Below are 18,261 nucleotides of genomic sequence, written 5' to 3'. Positions count from 1 at the left end.
TGCAGACCGGATGCAAATCTATTTATCGTCAGCAAGCTGCGCGCGCGGCGCCTGCTGCGCGTCTTTCACGGCCAACGTCGGCTTCTTCTGCACCTGCCATTTTTTCAGATAGGCATCGATCAATGCCCCGCGATAGATTTGCGGCTCCGAATGCATCACTTCTCCGGTTTCCTTCGCATCCTTGAAATCTTCCGTTTCCCAGGTCGCGACAAGAGCTTTGGCCTTGTCGAAAGCATCGCCGAAAGAGCGTCTGCCAGGCAGGGAGCGCTCGAAGAACGCCTTGCCGAAGTAAGTGAAATCGCGGTCATCGGCGCAGCCGAAGGAAGTCCGGTCGCGGCGTGCGGCTGTCATGACCATCGTGTGTTCATCCTTGAGGGGATCGATGAAGCCGCCCGCATAGCAGGCCGACACCACCACCACTTTCCAGCGAATACCGGACTCGGCGAGTATTTGCCCCAGCTCCTTTGCTTCAAGACTGCGCAAATCCATGCCGTTCTGGTCCAGCTTGAATTGATGATCCTTTGATCCATGGCTGGTCAGGAACAGAAACAGGATGTCGCTTTCCTTATCCATCCGGGCGGCAATGGCGGACACGCTTTCGCGGATGCTGGTCAAGGTTGCCATCGGCGCGTCAGATACTGTTTTGCGGCTGTTGATCAAGGCCACCGAACGCCCCTCAGTTCCGTAGTCGCGGTCGAACTGCTGGCGGACAAAATCGGTTTCGCGGTGAAACACCTCTTGCGAACCGTCACCGCCTATCGCCAGCAAATACAGATTGATCTTGCCGGGCTCATGCGGCGCTAGCCCGGCCAATGTCTTGTCGAGCAAGGCTCGCTGGTTATAGATGGCCGTTTCAACTTTTTCCTGGACGTTGCGCAGGGCAGCCTTATCCTCGAACTGTCCATAGCGCCACGTACCGCTATCCTTGGTGCGGCCATCCTCTTGCGCCTCGGCGTAGGTAATAACACCCTCGCCGTCATACACGCCATGCTTGAAACTGCCGACATATTCGTTGCCCTCGGCGTCCTTGTAGGTGCCCTGCCCGTGGAACTTGCTGCCTTTGAACTCGCCTTCGTAGCGGCTGCCGTCCTTGCCGATAAAGGTTCCTTTGCCGACCAGTTCGCCTTTGACGAAAGTGCCTTGATACATATCCCCTTGCGGGCTGGAAAGCGTGCCGGCGCCTTCCGCTAGCCAATTGACGAAATCGCCGGTGTGCAGCACGCCGCTTTTGTAGCCGTGGACGCCATTGCCGGTGAACTTATCCTTGTCAAAGTCGCCTTCGTAGAACTGCCCGTCCGGCAACTCATAGCGGCCTTTTCCCTGATACATGCCGTCCACGAAATCACCGGTGAATTTGCGGCCGTTCGCGTACACCAGCTCGCCATGCCCGCTGTACTTTCCCTTGCTGAAGCCGCCGACATATTCTTCGCCGTGCCCACTCCATTTGCCGCTGCCGTCGTACAAACCGTTGACGAAGCCGCCTTCATACACGCTGCCATCGGCCAGTTGGTATCGTCCCTGCCCGTTGAATTGGTCATTGGCGAACTGCCCGACATACACCGCTCCCTCCGGCTCGACCATGCGCCCCTGCCCGGCCAGCATGCCATCCTTGAGATGGCCCTCATAGTAAGTACCATTGGTCCATCGGTATTTGCCTTTTCCGGACAACAGACCTTTGTCGAATTCGCCTTCATACCAGGCGCCGTTGGTCCATTCGATCCGACCTTGCGCTTGCAGCTTGCCATCCACCAGTTGGCCAAAATAACGGCCGCCGTCCGGCGTGATCGCATCGGGGACGGTACCCGCCGCAACTTGGGCGGCGAGCGCCGGCAATGGACAGCATGCGAATACTGCGGCAAGCGCCACGGCTCCCAGCACCCTTTCGCGTTTACCTACAGTGGCGTTATTGAGCATATGCGATCATTCCCTAGAATCTCGTTGTGATTGAAATGAAAAAATTGGACAGATTGAACAAACGCCGTCACCTGAATCTGGCGATACAATTCGATACAAATTGCACACCGGAAATTTATCATGGGCATTGCAAATTGGCATGGAAATTTGATCACCGAGAAAGCTAGCTGTTGCAACGGCCAATATTTTGGCCAATTAACAACAGATTTTTCCTGTTTGGCATCGCACCAAACAACTTTCACCACTCTGTTAAGCGAATCGCCAACGCTTCGGCATGCACCTACATTCCTATCGAGAAACGTTCGAAATCCGGTAATATCTTCATATCGATTTGTCATGGGCATGTGTGTATCAATGTGCGCCTTGACGACACTTCCCGCTCCCCAAGTACCAGACTCGCCAGAGGTTAAATGCAATTGAACAAGCTACCCGCCCGACTCTCCCTGTGCCTGTTTGTGTTGATGCTGGCTGCCTGCTGCCGCACCAGCCAGCCAAGTTGCACCACCGTCGACAATACCAAGGCAGGTAGCAGCGACGGTAGTGGCGGCAATGCCAGTTTCAACCAGCCGGCAGGCATCGCGGCCGATATCTCCGGCAACCTGTTTGTCAGCGACACTGGCAACAACACCATCCGTAAAATCACAAGCGCCGGCGTGGTAACCACCGTGGCCGGCAGCGCTGGCAATGCAGGCAGCAAGGACGGTGCTGCGCAACAGGCGCGGTTCAGCCAGCCCGGCGGCATTGCGGTCGATCTGGCCGGCAATCTATATGTGGCCGATACGCAAAACAATACGATCCGCAAGATCTCGTCCGCCGGCATTGTCTCGACACTGGCCGGTAGCGCCGGCCAAGCCGGACGCGACGATGGCAACGCGGGGAATGCGCGTTTCAACCAGCCTTGGGGGATAACACTCGACGCCGCCGGCAATCTGTATGTGGCGGACACCGGCAATAATGCGATCCGCAAGATCACCACTTCTGGTCTTGTGAGCACCATCGCCGGCAGTTCAGGTTTTGCCGGGAACAGCGACGGCAATGGAAGCGGCGCGCAATTCAATCTGCCGCACGGTATAGCGATCGACACGTCGGCCAATCTGTACATTGCAGATACCAACAACAACACGATCCGCAAATTGACCCAGGCGGGCGACGTCAGCACCTTGGCGGGCGATGGCGCTGGCAGCAGCGACGGCAGCGGCCAGCGCGCCCGCTTCAACCAGCCGGTTGGCATCGCTGTCGACAGCGCCGGCAATATACGGGTGAGCGACACCGGCAATCAACTGATTCGCAATATCTCCATGTCTGGCGTCGTCAATACCATCGCCGGTACAGCCGGAGCGGCAGGATATATCGACGGCAACGGCAGCAACGCGCGCTTCGACCAACCCCAGGGCATCGCCACCGATACGGCGAACAATATGTATGTGGCCGACACCGCCAATAACCTGATCCGAAAAATCACGCTCGGCGGACTGGTCAGCAGCTTGTTGCGAGGCGACGGATCTTCGCAATGCCTGTGCCTGTTCACTTTCTAATGCCGTTGTAGCGTCATCTGCCGGCGCGCTAGTCGGACAACTTTCCGCCGCGCGCCGTGCCCGCCCCTCCGAGAAAGCACCTCCGTGCCCCTCCACCACTCCGCTAATCCACGATCGGCACTCCATGAGAGTGCCCGATTCGCCCGGGAAATCCAGAGAAGTAAATGCCTCAGAAACATCCTCGTCAAAAATACACTCTCTACAACAAATCTCAGCATCAATCAGATTAATCGCAGCCCGCTCCGGATTTTTCCTGCATACGATCCAATCTCGATTTTTCTACAATACGTCTTGCTGTCACGTCGCTGCTGCCGGAATGCTGCCCCAGATCTCATTTTTTAATCGATAGTTTTCTTCCGCCATTCCTCTCCACAAGAGACTCTCTCCATGTATATCCGCCACGCGTTTCCTGACGCCGTGACATTCCCCAAGGTCTTCAACGCCCTTCGTAGTCGACATCACCGAGTTCAACGTCAACCATAGCGTCCCTTCGTCATCCTGCATTCCCGCGCTCGCCACCGGCCGCACGATTGAATACTGAAACATCGCAATGATCACCGCCTTTAGCTAACGGCATATGGCAGAAAGAGGAAAGGAAAAAATGTCTCTACGCAACGACAATCGAGCGGCCTCCCACCTGATACAGAAGATTGGCAAAAAATTTTCTTTGCAGCGAATCGCCGTCAACAACAAGAATGGATAATTCAGCGACAGAAACCATCAGCGCTCCCTAGCATTTTTTTGGTATTTACCCGTTGCCATTTTCTGGAGAAAATCTAAGTCTGTATGTAGGAAAATGGCGATTGTCAGGTCGGCGTGGCTGGCACCGAGATGAACAGAAATCAAATTATCGCTAAAGCTCATCGATGGTGGACAAGTGCGTGCTAAGCGCCACTTCCAGCTTTTCTATTTCGGTCGCCACTGCAGCGATTTTTGCGTGTATCGCGGCTTTGTCTATCACCCCGCCGCAAGCGCTTTCCAACGCAACGCAAGTGGCAATCAGCATGTCAGCGTTCGCAAGTCGCGCGGCCCCTTTGATTCTGTGCGCGACCTCCGCCACCTGATTCCATCTCGCATCATGTGCATAAATGTCGAGCTGGACCTGATCCTGCCGGTTGGATTTGATCATTTCCCGCAGCAAATCGCTGACAATCGCCACATTCCCGCCAGACAACATATTCAGCGTTTCACTCTCAAATGGCGAAAGTTCTTCCGGTTCGCCAGCGAAATCCACTTTCTTTTCTCCATGCAATCGCGGATTATCGACGGTGATCGAAATCAGTCGCTCGCGCAACCTCTCCAGGCTGATCGGTTTAAATAAACAATCATCCATGCCCGCTTCCAGGCAACGGGCGACCTCTTCCACCTGCGCATTGGCCGTGAAAGCGAATATGGTGCATGGGGAAAATGTCGGATGGTTTCGTTCGCTTTGTCGAATGGCCCTGGCAAGCTCATACCCATCCATCATCGGCATATTGCAATCGGTGATCACAAGATCGTACCGGCCCGGCTCCCACAATTGCAACGCCGCCTCGCCATCCTGGGCGGTCACGACCTGATGCCCGAGAAATTGCAACTGCTGCGTAATCACCATCCGGTTCGGCACGTGATCATCCACGACCAATACTCGTAACGAACTGATTTTTCTTGCCTGTTTCGAGTCATGCGGCAACGGTTCAGATAGCGCCGGAACAGTAGGCAGCATTGCCAACGACATCGTCACCACCACCGTCGTTCCCACACCCAACTGGCTGGAAAGATGCAACTGGCCACCCATCATTTTTGTCAATTTCTGGCTAATGACCAGACCCAGGCCGGTCCCTGAACTTGCATTGCTCTTGGTGGCTCGTCCTTGTGAAAAAGGAGAAAAAAGCATCTCGCTATCTTCCGCGCTTATTCCTATGCCGGTATCCTCTACATGCAATCGGATCAGGATGCGGTCGGCTTCCTGCATTTCCCCCTCAAGCCGTACCGTGACCGTCCCTTGATCTGTAAATTTGATCGCGTTGCCGATCAAATTGATCGCGATCTGCTTGAAGCGCTGAGGGTCAATCATGACATCGTTGCTGATCTGCTCGTCAATCTGCAGATGCAGCAGAATTTTCTTTTGCCGCGCCAGGCCGTCGAATACCCGCACCACCGATTCAATCAACTCTCGCAAATTGGCGCGCTGCGGGAACAAGTCGAGTTTACCGGATTCAATTTTCGCAATATCGAGAATATCGCCGATCAAATCCAGCAACGCCATGGCCGAACTGTATGCCACTTCGATTGACGAGCGTTCCCAACGCCCCTGATCAGCATATTTGAGCGTCAGTTCGAGCATACCAATGATGGCATTCATTGGCGTTCGGATTTCATGACTCATGGTAGCGAGGAAGGTGCTTTTCGCAGAGTTGGCGGCATCCGCCCGCTCCTTGGATTTCAATAATTCCTGGATCAGGATTTCCCTTTCCGTTATGTCCAGCCAGCCGCCAATAATTCCAACATGCTGTCCGACCGAATCTTTGTAGGGAAACATCCAATGATGGATACGAAACAAGCTGCCGCGGACTTGAATCTCGACATCCTGGGTGCTCACCAGGCCGGTATCCAGAGCTTGCTGGTATAACCGCAGGAAATGCTCTGCCGACGGATCCGGTGCGATGAACGTCTCTGCCAGGCTCTGGCCCATGACTTTCCGAGATTCAACACCAAAAAAATCCAGATATGCGCGATTGCACAGAATGAGTCTGCTTTCGCTGTCGCGCACGTAAATCGGATGGGGAGTGCCATCGATCAGCGTCCGTATGAATTCAAGCTGATCCCCCAGTGCACGCTCCACCAACTTGCGATTCGCCATTTGATGACGCAAATAGCCGATCCAGGCCAAGGTCCCGATCATTAAGATGAGCATGGTTCCGATACCCAGGTACAGATAACCTGGGTAAGTACGCCATGTGCTGACCTTTACATCCGCATTATTGCGGCGGCGGTTTGCCAGTATCGCCAACTCTTCAGGCGGAATGCCCGACAGCGCCTTGTTGAGAATCGACAGCAATTCCGGTGCGCCATGCTGCACACCGAGATCGACTTCCTCATGCATTAACGCATCCAACGCCGCCCGTCGTGTCGCATAGCGCCGAACACTGACTTTGCCCCCCATTGCCTTGGCCATGATCGCCACATAATCTGCGGTGATGCCCTCATAATGCGTATCGCTGATATCGATATCAAATGGCGGATAACCGGGGGCGCCAAAGCCAAGCACCAATTCACGTTTTCGTCCCAACCAGCTCCAATCTTCTCCGCTTAATTCAAAATTAAATTTCGCTATCGTTGAGCGACCAAATAATTGCAAGGGTGTTCCGTCATCGTCATGTGCACTGGCGGGGAAAGCAAGAAAACTCCACATCCACAGCAGCAGCAAGCAATGCGAGAGGGAATGCCTCATTCGTGGCCACCGACTCCATTGCGCTTGGCAAACTCAATCAGGTCAAGCAGCGAGTGCATGTTCAATTTTGTCAATAAGCGGTTTTTATAGGTGCTCACCGTCTTATCGCTCAACAACATATGCTCGGCAATATCCTTGTTCAACTTTCCTTGGGCCAGATTCTGAAGCACAGTCATTTCTCGATTCGACAGGCGCGCAAGTTGCTCAGCTTCTCCCCCCTCGCCCGGTTGACCACCCAGCACTGCAAAATTGGGGAAATAGGTATATCCCGACAAAACTGCCTTGACTGCGGCAACCAGCTCAGACAATTCACCTTGCTTCCATATATAGCCTGAGGCGCCTACATTCTTGGAACGCCGCGCAAAATGTTTCGGACTATGCGAAGTAAAAACCAAAACATGCATGGGAACATCGAGTGCTCTGAAACGCGCAATCACTTCAAGGCCATCAAGTTTGGGGATTGTGAGATCTAGGACAATCAAATCAGGCTGGAATTCCCTGGCAAGATCCAAGGCGTCGATTCCGTTGTCCGTTTCCGCAACAACCTGATGCCCCTCGTTTTCCAATAGCGAACGCACTGCCATACGTATGACGGGATGATCGTCAACAATCAAAATTTTACTCATGAGAAGCTCCAAGATATAAGAGAACAGACTGCGGTGTTAAAAATGGGCCGCACCCCATTCACGCCATGTGACTGTTATCCGTCGATCGCCATTCAGCGACGAATGCACGATCAGCACCCGCGTCCAAAGCTATACGAACGTAGCAATTCGATGCCGACAGCGACACGCAAGAGAAGATCGCTGCGTCAACGTGTACATCGCGTCAAATCAGCAGGAGCCAGCCATCCGGTAACGCTTGCAGACCACCAGGCGGCGCAAGGGCAGCTTGAACTCCCACTATCTACGTACACCGGGAGAATGGCGGCTCCTAAAACGACTCATCAGCGACACGTCATTGGCGCCGGATGACTTACTGCGCCACCGCGCCGGACCGGCGCTCTGTCTCTGCGCCATTGGCAACGCGTAAGTCGATGCCAACGGCGCCAGCGATTGCGCTGTCGAAAAGAATTTTGTGAGTAAAAATAGACGTAGTAAGAATTCCTGAAGCAACTCGGTGCGATGGAAAACTCGCAATCCCATTAAAAAATCGGCGATATTTTCTTGGTCTTTGCGATTAAAGACTTCAGGAACAAGCATAAAAATAGGCATTTATCGATACCCAGGGAAAATCTGCCGAGTAGTGAGCCTTATCTGCATAACGCTGCATCGCGCCAACAGTTGCGAACTGGAACATAGCTGACACACACTATTTCAATGCTCTCGACGGACCGAGCATCGCGCTTATCCAGCCGTTGTGACTGCGGATATCAGGAACGAGTATAAAAAACATGCGTTCATTGGTATGTAGGGAAAATCTGATAAACCGTGGGATTTGTCTGATTGTGGACGCCCGCATCGCCCCTCAATGATTTGCAATGTGCACGGAAAAGATCGGGGACGTTGACCTGCGTATTGAATGTCGATTTGACAGTTGAAAATAAAAAACCCCTTGGAATCTCAATGAGATCAAGGGGTTTTCGATGTTCTGGCGGAAGGTGTGAGATTCGAACTCACGAAGGCTTTAACACCTCGCCAGTTTTCAAGTTCATTGCATAGATTATCTAAATCAATAACTTAACTTAAAATAATTTCCGCAATCTCATCAATTTTAGATGCTTCAGTCCCTTTATTTACGAGGTTGGATAAAGAGTTGCGGAAATGATTTTGCTGCTCATAACCTTCTCTTCAAAGCCGCGCCAATGACTTAGCATATTGGCTATTTGAAATTACGAATAGCAGCCCTACAAAGTATCGGACGCGGGTTCGATTCCCGCCGCCTCCACCATCACACATCGCCCCAAACCTCGCTAGACCGGGTAAATGCTAGATGTTACAAAAGCTACTCGGTCTGGCGTGGTCTGGAAAAGCCTACGTTTTCGCCCAAATTCCGCCCACGCTCCGCATAAGTATGACTCTAAAAAGAACCCAATTAAATTTTGTTGAGCTACGTTGCGTACCCTCATCGCATCAAAAACGAGTTCTTCGAGCTGCCTATATTAATCCCTTACTTAAATTCATATATTCCAAGGGCAAATAATTCGAAAAATAATAGGCAGAAATAACAAGGGTGATTACTGATATTGACTTATGAACTCTACTAAGCAAATAAATTATTGGTATTAACACAACAATCAAGGACATGTTCGCAGCTCTAGGAGGCGAATATGGAGATGCGACCATGATTGCCACCATAAATATGGATAACACTACTGGGGCCAACACAAATATTATCAATTCATTTTTTTTCGGCTTATTTTTCTGCAACACCATAATCAAGAAAAACACTGTAATCAGAAGATATATTTGATAGGTATTTTCCAACATCGCAGGAATTCTATCAAATATATGCAATTCCATTTTCCCAATAATTCCAAGTTGACGCCATGCTGAAAAATCAGGATTTGTTAATCTGTTTCTATTTCCTGGAGCTGCCACCAGGATAATGGTACCCAAAAGCAAAGGAATGAAACATGTCATCACTTTATAAAAAATAGATTTTCTATAAAAAAAAGCATAAGCTGAAAATATGGCGGCTAGCATCACTAATGAGATTGCCGTACTTTCATTTGAGCATCCTGCCAATAGTGAAATAACAATCAAAAAGTATTTATTAATTTCTATTTCATAATATAGAAAATACAATATCAAAATGAAAATCAATGCGAACATCGATGTCCATAAATAATTGGCTGATCCAACAATCCAAAACGTCGTTTGGCCAAGAGATGGATTGAATAATATATAAAATATAAATGCGACAAATATTCCGATTATGGAAATAGTACTTTCTTTCATTCCAGCAATTATGCAAATTAGTAAAGGAATTGTGATCAGAGGGATTGCATTTGCAAGTGACATAAAATTCTTTTCTTCCAATGAAAGAATTAATGTACTTATCATATCCGCGACTACCCGACCGCTCCACCCCATATAGTGATTGTAATGAGCAACCAGATTTGTACCTAATTTCATGTAGGTAAAATCATCTGTCATCAGTGGCGTCACATAATTTAGCGCCAAAGATATTTGATAAATAGAAAACAATGCAAATATAATACCGAGATTTTTTTTTAAAACTATATTATTCATTTAATAATTTCTTTAATAATGTATCTTGGCCTATTTTTACTTTCGGTATAGATCCGCCCAATGTATTCACCCAATACCCCAATACCAATCAATTGGACTCCACCTAAAAATAAAATTACGGTCATCACTGAGGGATAACCTGGAACAGGATTTCCCCAGATCATTTTGTCCACAATCATCCATACGGCATAAAAAAACGCAAGCAAAGCAACTCCCAGGCCCATATATGTCCATATTTTTAACGGTACAGTAGAAAATGACGTAATGCCCTCCAACGCCAAGTTCCACAACTTCCATCCATTAAATTTGGAATTTCCGGCAACTCTTCGCTCTCGCGTATATTCAACAATTTCGGCCTTAAACCCCACCCAACTCAGTATCCCTTTCATAAACAGATTACGCTCACGAAGTTGCTTTATTTCGTCAACGACTTGTCGAGCCATGAGCCTGAAATCCCCTACATTTTCTTCAATTTTTGGAGTGGATATTTTGTTATGCAACTTATAAAATAGTTCTGCACTAAAGCGCTTTAAATAATGATCTGTTTGTCGATCAATGCGCTTAGCAAGTACAATATCAGCACCCAATTGCCATTTTTCGATCAAAAGAGGAATAACTTCAATAGGGTCTTGCAGATCAACATCAATTGGAATCACCGCATCGCCCGTAGCATATTCCAGGCCAGCGAATAGCGCAGGCTCTTTCCCAAAATTACGAGAGAAATTAATTAAAGTCACAAGAGAATCCGATAAAGCCAATCTACCTGCGACATCTGCAGTTTTGTCTTTGCTACCGTCATTAATGAATATAATTTCTATTTCATATTTCTCTAAAGCTTGGTACTCACGAACAGATTTGTAAAAAATTGGAATTGTAGCTTCTTCATTAAATACTGGGACAACCAAGGATATTTTCATTTGTTTCTGCTTCGAAAAACAATAAATTTTGAATAAAAGAAGCCACACAGCAAGCTAATAGCAGAAAACACGATAAGAGTAACTATTGGTGTTAGCCTCAAATTATCAGCTATTGCACCAACAGCTGCGCTTAACGTCCCCATGAATATCACATAAAGTAGATAGCGCGTCGTAGTCGTTTCCGCTCTAAACGTGTATTGGGCATTGGCAAAGAATGAGAATGTTATTGCCACACAAAATGCTCCAAGATTGCTAAAAGCTTGATTTACACCGACAATATAGTGAAGTAAATAGAACACACACCAATGTATTATGGTGTTAATTGCACCGATGGATAGATAACGGATAAACAATTGAAACATTGATTATTTCTAATAAATTTTTTGATTTTAACAACTATTGCTTATCAGATCAATTTTTCTTTCTATCTACTTTTCATTGCGTTCACTAGGTATGACAACTCCAATCGGCCAACGCTCGCCGCCAATTGAATTCGCGCATTTTGCCAATTGGCTATCGCCTGAATCCGTTGTTGCTGCGCATTGGCCAGTGCCGTCTGAGTTGTCAGCACCTCCAGAATATTGGTCACACCCTTTTGATAGCGGCTTTCAGCAGCCTTGAATGCATCGTACGCACTATCTAGGATGTCTTGCGAAGTATGCAAATTCTCCGCGCTCACTTTCAGGCTTTGGTAGCTTGTCCATACGCCCACAGCGACTTGGAGTTCGACGTCGGCGAGATTTGCCTCTTTTCCCTCCACCTGTGCCTGAGCCGTGCGAATTTTGTAGGTTCGGCTAAAGCCTTCAAAGAAAGGAACATCAACCTGCACGCCAACGTATCGATCCCGCCCATTGGCGCCAATATAGGGTTGCCCCACTCCTGAGCTCTGCGATTGATTATTGGCGTTGTAACGACCGACTAAACTAATTGAGGGGCGCCCTTGTGCCCGCACCATCTGTTCGTTGGCTTGTGCCGCCTCCATATCCGCTCTGGCAGCAACGAGTGCCGGATGCGCTTTCTGGGCTGACTGCAGCAACTCGCCAACAGAACGAACCATTTCAGATTCTGGTATCGCTGGATTGTCGGACTCGATCAACACAACAGAATCGTCCGGGCGTTGCCCCATATCGATTGCCAGCGTGCCGAGCGCCGATTGCCAATCCCCCTCGGCTTTGTTGCGATTAAATACGGCTTGCGAATAAGCCGTCTTGGCTTGCAACTGATCGCTAATCGCCGCTACACCTTTTTGCACGCGTACTATGGCGGCATCCAGGACACGCTTTGCTTCTGCTTCGATCTCGGTCGTCGCCTGGATATTCTTTTGCGCGACAAGCGCCGAATAATAATCTTTGACCGCTGTTGCAAACACCGTCTGCAACACGTTGTCCTGACTTGCCATCGCAGAGGCCAGCATCTTTTCTGCATTGTCGACTGTGGCCGAACGCAAGCCGAAATCGTACAACACCCAATTGAGCGTCAACGTGTCGTTGTGATAGCTGCTGTCCGATGCGATATAGAACGGCACGACATTGGTGCCTTGGCTGGTAGAATGATCTTTGATCGCTTGCACAGAGCCGGTCAAGGTAGGCAGATAGGCCGCCTTGGCGACACCGACTTGTGCCGCTTGCGCTTTGACATTGGCCCAGGCAGCTCGGGTTTTAGGGTTGTGGCATAAAGCGTTTTCCACCACATCAAGCAGCGTGTACGTCGCTTCGGGCATGTCAGTACATCCATGGGATGCGACCGGAGACGCCATCATTGCGCTGGCCGGACTTAACGGTACGCCGCTAAGTTGAAACAACGGGTCATGCGACCTTGGCTCGAATCCATAACAAATCTGGACGTTTGCTAGCAAACCAATCAATGCCACCACAAAGATGCAACCGACCAGTGAAGTTTGCCTTTTTTTGCAAGCTCCACTGAATCCGAAACCATCGCGCAGGTCAGCCACAATTCTCATCATGACTGACCCGAGTCCCCGGCAACTTCAATATCCCAGGAAGTAAAACGAACTAGCATCGATTAAACATGCCGGGCCATTTGGGATACCGCCAGATGAAACGCATCTGCATTCGCACTTGCATGCGGGACAGTAGGATCAATACCGCTACCGTCATTTGTAAATGCAGCCATCGACTGGATAAGATGATTCAAGGAACCAAACGATGTAGCCCCAATACCACTATTCAGGATTGACGATGCTATCGATTTGTTCGTAGCAGCAACCGGATTAAAGGCCAGATCTACACCCGCGATATCACCACTCGCCCCATTTTTCCAGGTGAATGAACTATCGTTGAGAATTGTATTCCCGTTGCTATTTACCTTTTCTGCAGTCGAGTTAAGATTAATAGACGTAATACCTAGTTGATCCAGCGATTCCAATTGTCCCTTCTGGAAATTGGCAGTACCAGTCGGATCTACCCATACCTTCAACTCATTCCACAGAGGATTGCTCTCATTGAGTACTCCGCCAGTCTGCCCTGCCAAAGTTGACAGCTCCTCAAAACCAGCAACCAGATTCGCCTCACTCGTTACAGTACCCGTATTATTCGGATCAAAGACCAGCATTCCTTCACCAGCAGTAGCCCAGCCCGTTTGCAACTTCTGCCCACTATTTTGCATATCAAAATAAGCACTAGATCCGGAAGCCGAGGTAGTTTGAACTTTACCGCCTTGTAAGTTGAGAATGATCGGATCTTCACCATCGTATTCATACTCAGTATCGCTATAGTTCGTATCGGAGTAGTCGGTAGCGTTTTGGTTGCCGGCATACCATGAGCCGCCACTGTAATAGTCTACCTCGGCCCCAGTCTGCGAGTTGAACTGCTCGCCAGCCGTTTGAGCACCGGTACTAGTATTGAAAGTCTCGATCTCCGAGAAATAAGTGCCACCGTTCGAAAACTCCTCTTCGGATGCATAAGGATGCGTACCGTCCCATGTATCGACCTCGGACAACTGCCCACTGCTTTGGTTAAATTTATCGGCTTGAATTTCATTCCCACTATCATTGAATTGATCAATTTCGTAGGAATATGAAGCCCCCGGTGCAAATTTAGCATCGAAGTTTTCGTCCCCGGCAGCATCCAAGTGCACCTCGTCAGTCTCCTGCCCTGCCGAATTGTATTCATACACCACGTCATTTTTCCCATAGACAGTATCGCTCCCCTCTATTGAAAGCGTATTGCCCGTGCCATCATTAATGGTGTTGCCATTGCCTAAGACAGTCGTGTTACCCACAGATTGACCTGCGGTCAGATTACTGCCGACCTGTATCGTATCTCCGGTCGCATTGATTATATCGCTACCGGCGGTATTGATAATATCGTGAGTACCTTGGTCAGTCACAGAGGTATTGTTAGCCAAGTAAATAGCGGTACCAGACGCATCATTCCGGACCGTCTGGTTATTCCCAACTATAGCCAACGTGCCGCTGGTGCCTCGATCATCAACGTAATCACCGCCGCCAAGAACTGTGGTTACTGCAGTATTGCCGCCACCATTGGCACCGACATAGATGGTGTCACCCGTTGCTGTGATTGCGTCGCTAGCTGCAGTGTTGATCACATCGTTCGTGCCTTTGTCCGTCACAGACGTTCCGGCACCCAAATAAATAGCCGTACCTGCTGCATCGTTCTGGACGGTTTGGCTGGAGCCCACCACAGCGAGCGTGCCATTGGTGCCGCGGTCATCAACGATGTCGCTGCCGCCAAGTACTGTCGTCACAGCGGTGTTACCGCCGCCGTTGCCGCCCACGTAGACCGTATCGCCTGTCGCCGTGATCGCGTCACTGGCCGCTGTATTGATTACATCGTTTGTGCCTTTGTCCGTCAAGGATGTGCCAGCACCCAAATAAATAGCCGTACCTGCCGCATCGTTCTGGACGGTTTGGCTAGAGCCCACCACAGCGAGCGTGCCATTGGTGCCACGGTCATCAACGATGTCGCTGCCGCCAAGTACCGTCGTCACAGCAGTGTTACCGCCACCGTTGCCGCCCACGTAGACCGTATCTCCTGTCGCAGTGATCGCATCGCTAGCCGCCGTGTTGATCACGTCATGTGTCCCCTGATCGGTGACAGATGTGCCGGCGCCAAGATAAATTGCTGTACCTGCGGCGTCATTCTGAATCGTCTGATTGCTTCCCACCACGGCAAGAGTATTGGTAGCGCCTAGGTCATTGATGACATCATTACCACCAAGAACCGTCGTCACAGCAGTATTGCCGCCGCCGTTACCACCCACGCGCACAGTATCTCCCGTCGCCGTGATTGCATCACCGGCGGACGTATTGACAATATTATTACTACCTTTGTCCGTCACCGACGTGCTGCTACCCAAATAGATCGCTGTCCCTGCCGCGTCATTCTGAACTGTCTGGTTGGTTCCCACGACCGATAATGTATTCTTGCTGCCAAGATCGTCGATAGCGTCGTTATTGCCCACCACAGTTGTATCGGCTGTATTACCGCCACCGTTGCCTCCCACACGGACGGTATCGCCAGAACCAAAGATCACATCGTTTGCGCTGGTCTCGACAACCAAGCCTGTTCCGTTTGTCGTAACAGATTCGTTGCTTCCCAAATACACATAATCGTTCGTACCACTAACGGTATCGTTGCCCACTACCGATACTGTATTGCCCGTACCGCCACCGATCTGGACATTACTACCTACAATCGTAGTGTTCGTTCCATTACCAAGCGTCACGGTCCCGCCGGTCTGATTTATCACTTCGCCGTGATCACCGTCCGCGACGCTGACAGCACCATTCGAACCCATGGTCACGACATCATTGTTACTGTTGGCACCAAGCGCGACAGTAGTATTTGTACCGCTAGAAACAGTGTTACCACTGCCATTTAACGCTGCACTTGCAGCATTCGCTTCATTAATGCGGGCATTGTTCGCATTCACCGTTGCACCAGTTCCAGTAATAGCAGCGGTAAGAATCGATCCAGTCGGAGTTTCAGTGCCGTTAACGTCACTAGTAGCAACACTAGGCGATCCTATCTGATTAACTTTGGTATCAAATGTACATTGTCCGCCCACAACCCCTGGATTGTAATTGACGGTAGTGGTCGAGCTAGTTCCAGCGGAATAATTATTGAAAACAGATGTGTCAGTTGACAAGGTAGTTCGCGTGCTATCAGTAAACGTCTGCGTGTCACTGTTATCGACTTTTCCATCGCCATTGCTGTCGGTCGACACTGATACCATCTTGCCATCTGCACTTGTGGTAGTAAGCACATCGTTACTCAAACTGACAGTGTTGCCACCTGAGCCGTTGGGTGTAATGGAGTAATTTCTTTGTTCATCTAGCGCATTACCCGACGCATCACTTGACTTGACATCCACATTCGCAGTATTGCCAGAGAAAGTAAATTTGTTGGTACTGTTATCAGCAAGATCCACTATCGTTGCGTTTCCTCGAAAACCGTTCTGTATAAGTGTTAGGTTTCCACCGCTCGCCGTTATACCCAGTTGAGTATAATCTACTGCAAATGTATTGCCACTTTCATCAATAGCAAACCTGTTCAGAGCAATGCCTACATCCGTTTGTTGATAGGGCTGTAGCGTCGTTGATTGCAAGCGCGCCCCTTGATCTATTCCCGCCTGCACAATATTCGCCGTGTTCGGCGAAATGGTGCCATCAGAATTGACCGTGTAGCCGGGTTTTGGGGTTGCTATTGTCTGTGTTGAATTGAGATTGAAAAACTGAAGTCCATATGATGCCTGTCCATTATTATTCGCTAAGTTAGCCAATTGTTGCGCCGTTAAGGCCACACCACCGTTGGCCGCAACCGCAGCGCTAACTTCGTCATTCCAACCCTTGATATTAGCCGTTCCCTCGTCCTGCAATTGCGTAGTTACATAGCTGTTGGTTGCATTGGTTAAGTTCTGTGGCTTACCAGCATTGGCCGAATTAGAGTTGTAATTGGTAATAGATTGATCAAGCGAGTTGTACGCTATAGAGACGCCAGGATCGTCAGATAAATGCTGCAATTCATGCCCCAACACAAAGATCAAATTGTTCTGATTTGACTGTGCCGCCGAACTTAAAAACGATGGCGTGATCACCATGTATCCGTGACTGTTATCCGTTGGCGAAAAATAAGCCCCATTTGTAGGCGAATTCGGGTTAGGAGACTGACTAAAAATACCCGTCAGAGTGCCGTTTTGCGCAGCAACAGTAAAATCGTTCAATAGCCCTGGAGATGCATTGAGAGAGGCAACGACACTGTTATATGCTGCACTGTGGGTCCCTGTAGCAGCGCCGGAGCCGCCGTTCTGCTGGTCATAGGTATTAAGAAGCTTTTGAAGACTAGGGTCGAGAGGCATATCATTATCCTGTAGTGTGCTGAAAAAAGTGGGCAAAAAAATACAATCGTATTAGGCCTTACCTACAACAGAAAACTCAGTAACGCAGGTAGCACTGTCGTCTGGATGAACGGGGTCTAGATAATGGACATAGTGCTTGAGGAAGAGCCTACTTTTCCCCAGGGAAAACTGATCACCCATCAGTTCGGCGTTGTTCATCATCCATACTTTTTTTTCCTCCAGTTTCCAACCAACGTTAAGCAGAGCTTTGATTGCATATCCAGCCAGCACGCATTTACCTTGTCGCCAATCCCCAAATGCATCTACTGGCCATTGCATATGTAAGCCGGAAGTCACGCCGGAAAAGGCGTAGTCTGATAAGTCCTTGTAATGAGCAGTTGTTTCGCGAATGCCCGTCTCGAAGTACCAATCTTCTCCAGCTCTCAGGCTAAAACCTGTGACCTCTTCTATTTGCGCCCCTTTAGTCATAATCACTCCAAAGCCACTCTCAAACTTATCGTGAGTGACATAGCCTTTATTTTCACTGATAACTCGAACGACTTTTGTCCAAAACTCTTGCGGTGAAAAAGGTGGTGGCGCCGGATATTTTTGCGCAGTTACAGATACATCTTTAGGATTCGACATATTGGAGTCTCCTACGTTGAGAAATGAATTAATGGACCCACTATCACTTTGGATTGAGGGTGGCTGCGCGCCCATCTCTATTTCTGTCGCAGAATATTCACCTGCGTCAGCCATGACTGGAAAATTCAAAGCGATAAACGCACTTGCAACTGCCCACACTTCCCAACTGAACAACGCACAAAATTGCTTCAATTTCATTTGATTTATTCCTTGATCGATACCATTTTTCTCCTGTGATACTCGAAGCATAATGAACTCTCCTTGGTTTTCAACTATTCAATGATAGTGGCTACGTCTCAATAAAG

11 protein-coding genes are annotated in these 18,261 nt (G+C 49.4%); 1 reads left to right on the top strand and 10 read right to left on the bottom strand.

Annotated features, from left to right (window positions below; genetic code table 11):
* Window positions 1-18 precede the first annotated feature (18 nt).
* Entirely contained in the window at window positions 19-1,914 is a 1,896-nt protein-coding gene (locus ACIPF8_RS02100) for a C13 family peptidase (RefSeq protein ID WP_400416831.1), read from the bottom strand.
* 410 nt (window positions 1,915-2,324) lie between these two features.
* Between ACIPF8_RS02100 and ACIPF8_RS02095 the strand changes: the two genes are divergently transcribed.
* Window positions 2,325-3,449 (top strand): NHL repeat-containing protein, encoded by a 1,125-nt coding sequence (locus ACIPF8_RS02095; RefSeq protein WP_400416830.1) that lies wholly within the window; start codon window positions 2,325-2,327, stop codon window positions 3,447-3,449.
* A gap of 853 nt (window positions 3,450-4,302) precedes the next feature.
* Here ACIPF8_RS02095 and ACIPF8_RS02090 read toward each other — a convergent pair.
* The 9 genes from ACIPF8_RS02090 to ACIPF8_RS02050 all read right to left on the bottom strand — a co-directional run bounded on the left by ACIPF8_RS02090 (window position 4,303) and on the right by ACIPF8_RS02050 (window position 18,205).
* A complete protein-coding gene (locus ACIPF8_RS02090) occupies window positions 4,303-6,882 on the bottom strand; it encodes a response regulator (RefSeq protein WP_400416829.1) in 2,580 nt (859 codons plus the stop codon).
* The gene (locus tag ACIPF8_RS02085; RefSeq protein WP_400416828.1) at window positions 6,879-7,508 is read right to left on the bottom strand and encodes a response regulator; all 630 of its coding nucleotides are present in this window, start codon (window positions 7,506-7,508) and stop codon (window positions 6,879-6,881) included. Before ACIPF8_RS02085 ends, ACIPF8_RS02090 begins: the two co-directional genes overlap by 4 nt.
* 276 nt (window positions 7,509-7,784) lie before the next feature.
* Window positions 7,785-8,096, bottom strand: coding sequence for a hypothetical protein (locus ACIPF8_RS02080; protein WP_400416827.1), 312 nt, complete (start codon window positions 8,094-8,096; stop codon window positions 7,785-7,787).
* 882 nt (window positions 8,097-8,978) lie between these two features.
* Complete coding sequence (locus ACIPF8_RS02075) at window positions 8,979-10,076, bottom strand: DUF6056 family protein (RefSeq protein WP_400416826.1); 1,098 nt, start codon at window positions 10,074-10,076, stop codon at window positions 8,979-8,981.
* Window positions 10,073-10,993 carry a glycosyltransferase family 2 protein gene (locus ACIPF8_RS02070; RefSeq protein WP_400416825.1) on the bottom strand — a complete coding sequence of 307 codons (921 nt, stop codon included), beginning with the start codon at window positions 10,991-10,993 and terminating at the stop codon, window positions 10,073-10,075. Before ACIPF8_RS02070 ends, ACIPF8_RS02075 begins: the two co-directional genes overlap by 4 nt.
* On the bottom strand, window positions 10,990-11,355 hold the full coding sequence (locus ACIPF8_RS02065; protein ID WP_400416824.1) for a GtrA family protein: 366 nt from the start codon (window positions 11,353-11,355) through the stop codon (window positions 10,990-10,992). Before ACIPF8_RS02065 ends, ACIPF8_RS02070 begins: the two co-directional genes overlap by 4 nt.
* Before the next feature lie 62 nt (window positions 11,356-11,417).
* The gene (locus ACIPF8_RS02060; RefSeq protein WP_400416823.1) at window positions 11,418-12,944 is read right to left on the bottom strand and encodes a TolC family protein; all 1,527 of its coding nucleotides are present in this window, start codon (window positions 12,942-12,944) and stop codon (window positions 11,418-11,420) included.
* Window positions 12,945-13,015: 71 nt separating this feature from the next.
* A complete protein-coding gene (locus tag ACIPF8_RS02055; protein WP_400416822.1) occupies window positions 13,016-17,332 on the bottom strand; it encodes a beta strand repeat-containing protein in 4,317 nt (1,438 codons plus the stop codon).
* Between the two features lie 51 nt (window positions 17,333-17,383).
* On the bottom strand, window positions 17,384-18,205 hold the full coding sequence (locus ACIPF8_RS02050; protein WP_400416821.1) for a hypothetical protein: 822 nt from the start codon (window positions 18,203-18,205) through the stop codon (window positions 17,384-17,386).
* Window positions 18,206-18,261: the final 56 nt, after the last annotated feature.

The sequence above is a fragment of the Collimonas sp. NPDC087041 genome (assembly GCF_044745265.1).
Taxonomy (GTDB): domain Bacteria; phylum Pseudomonadota; class Gammaproteobacteria; order Burkholderiales; family Burkholderiaceae_D; genus Collimonas.
The sequence above is the reverse complement of the archived record's forward strand: the minus strand, read 5'-3'. Positions and strand labels throughout refer to the sequence as shown.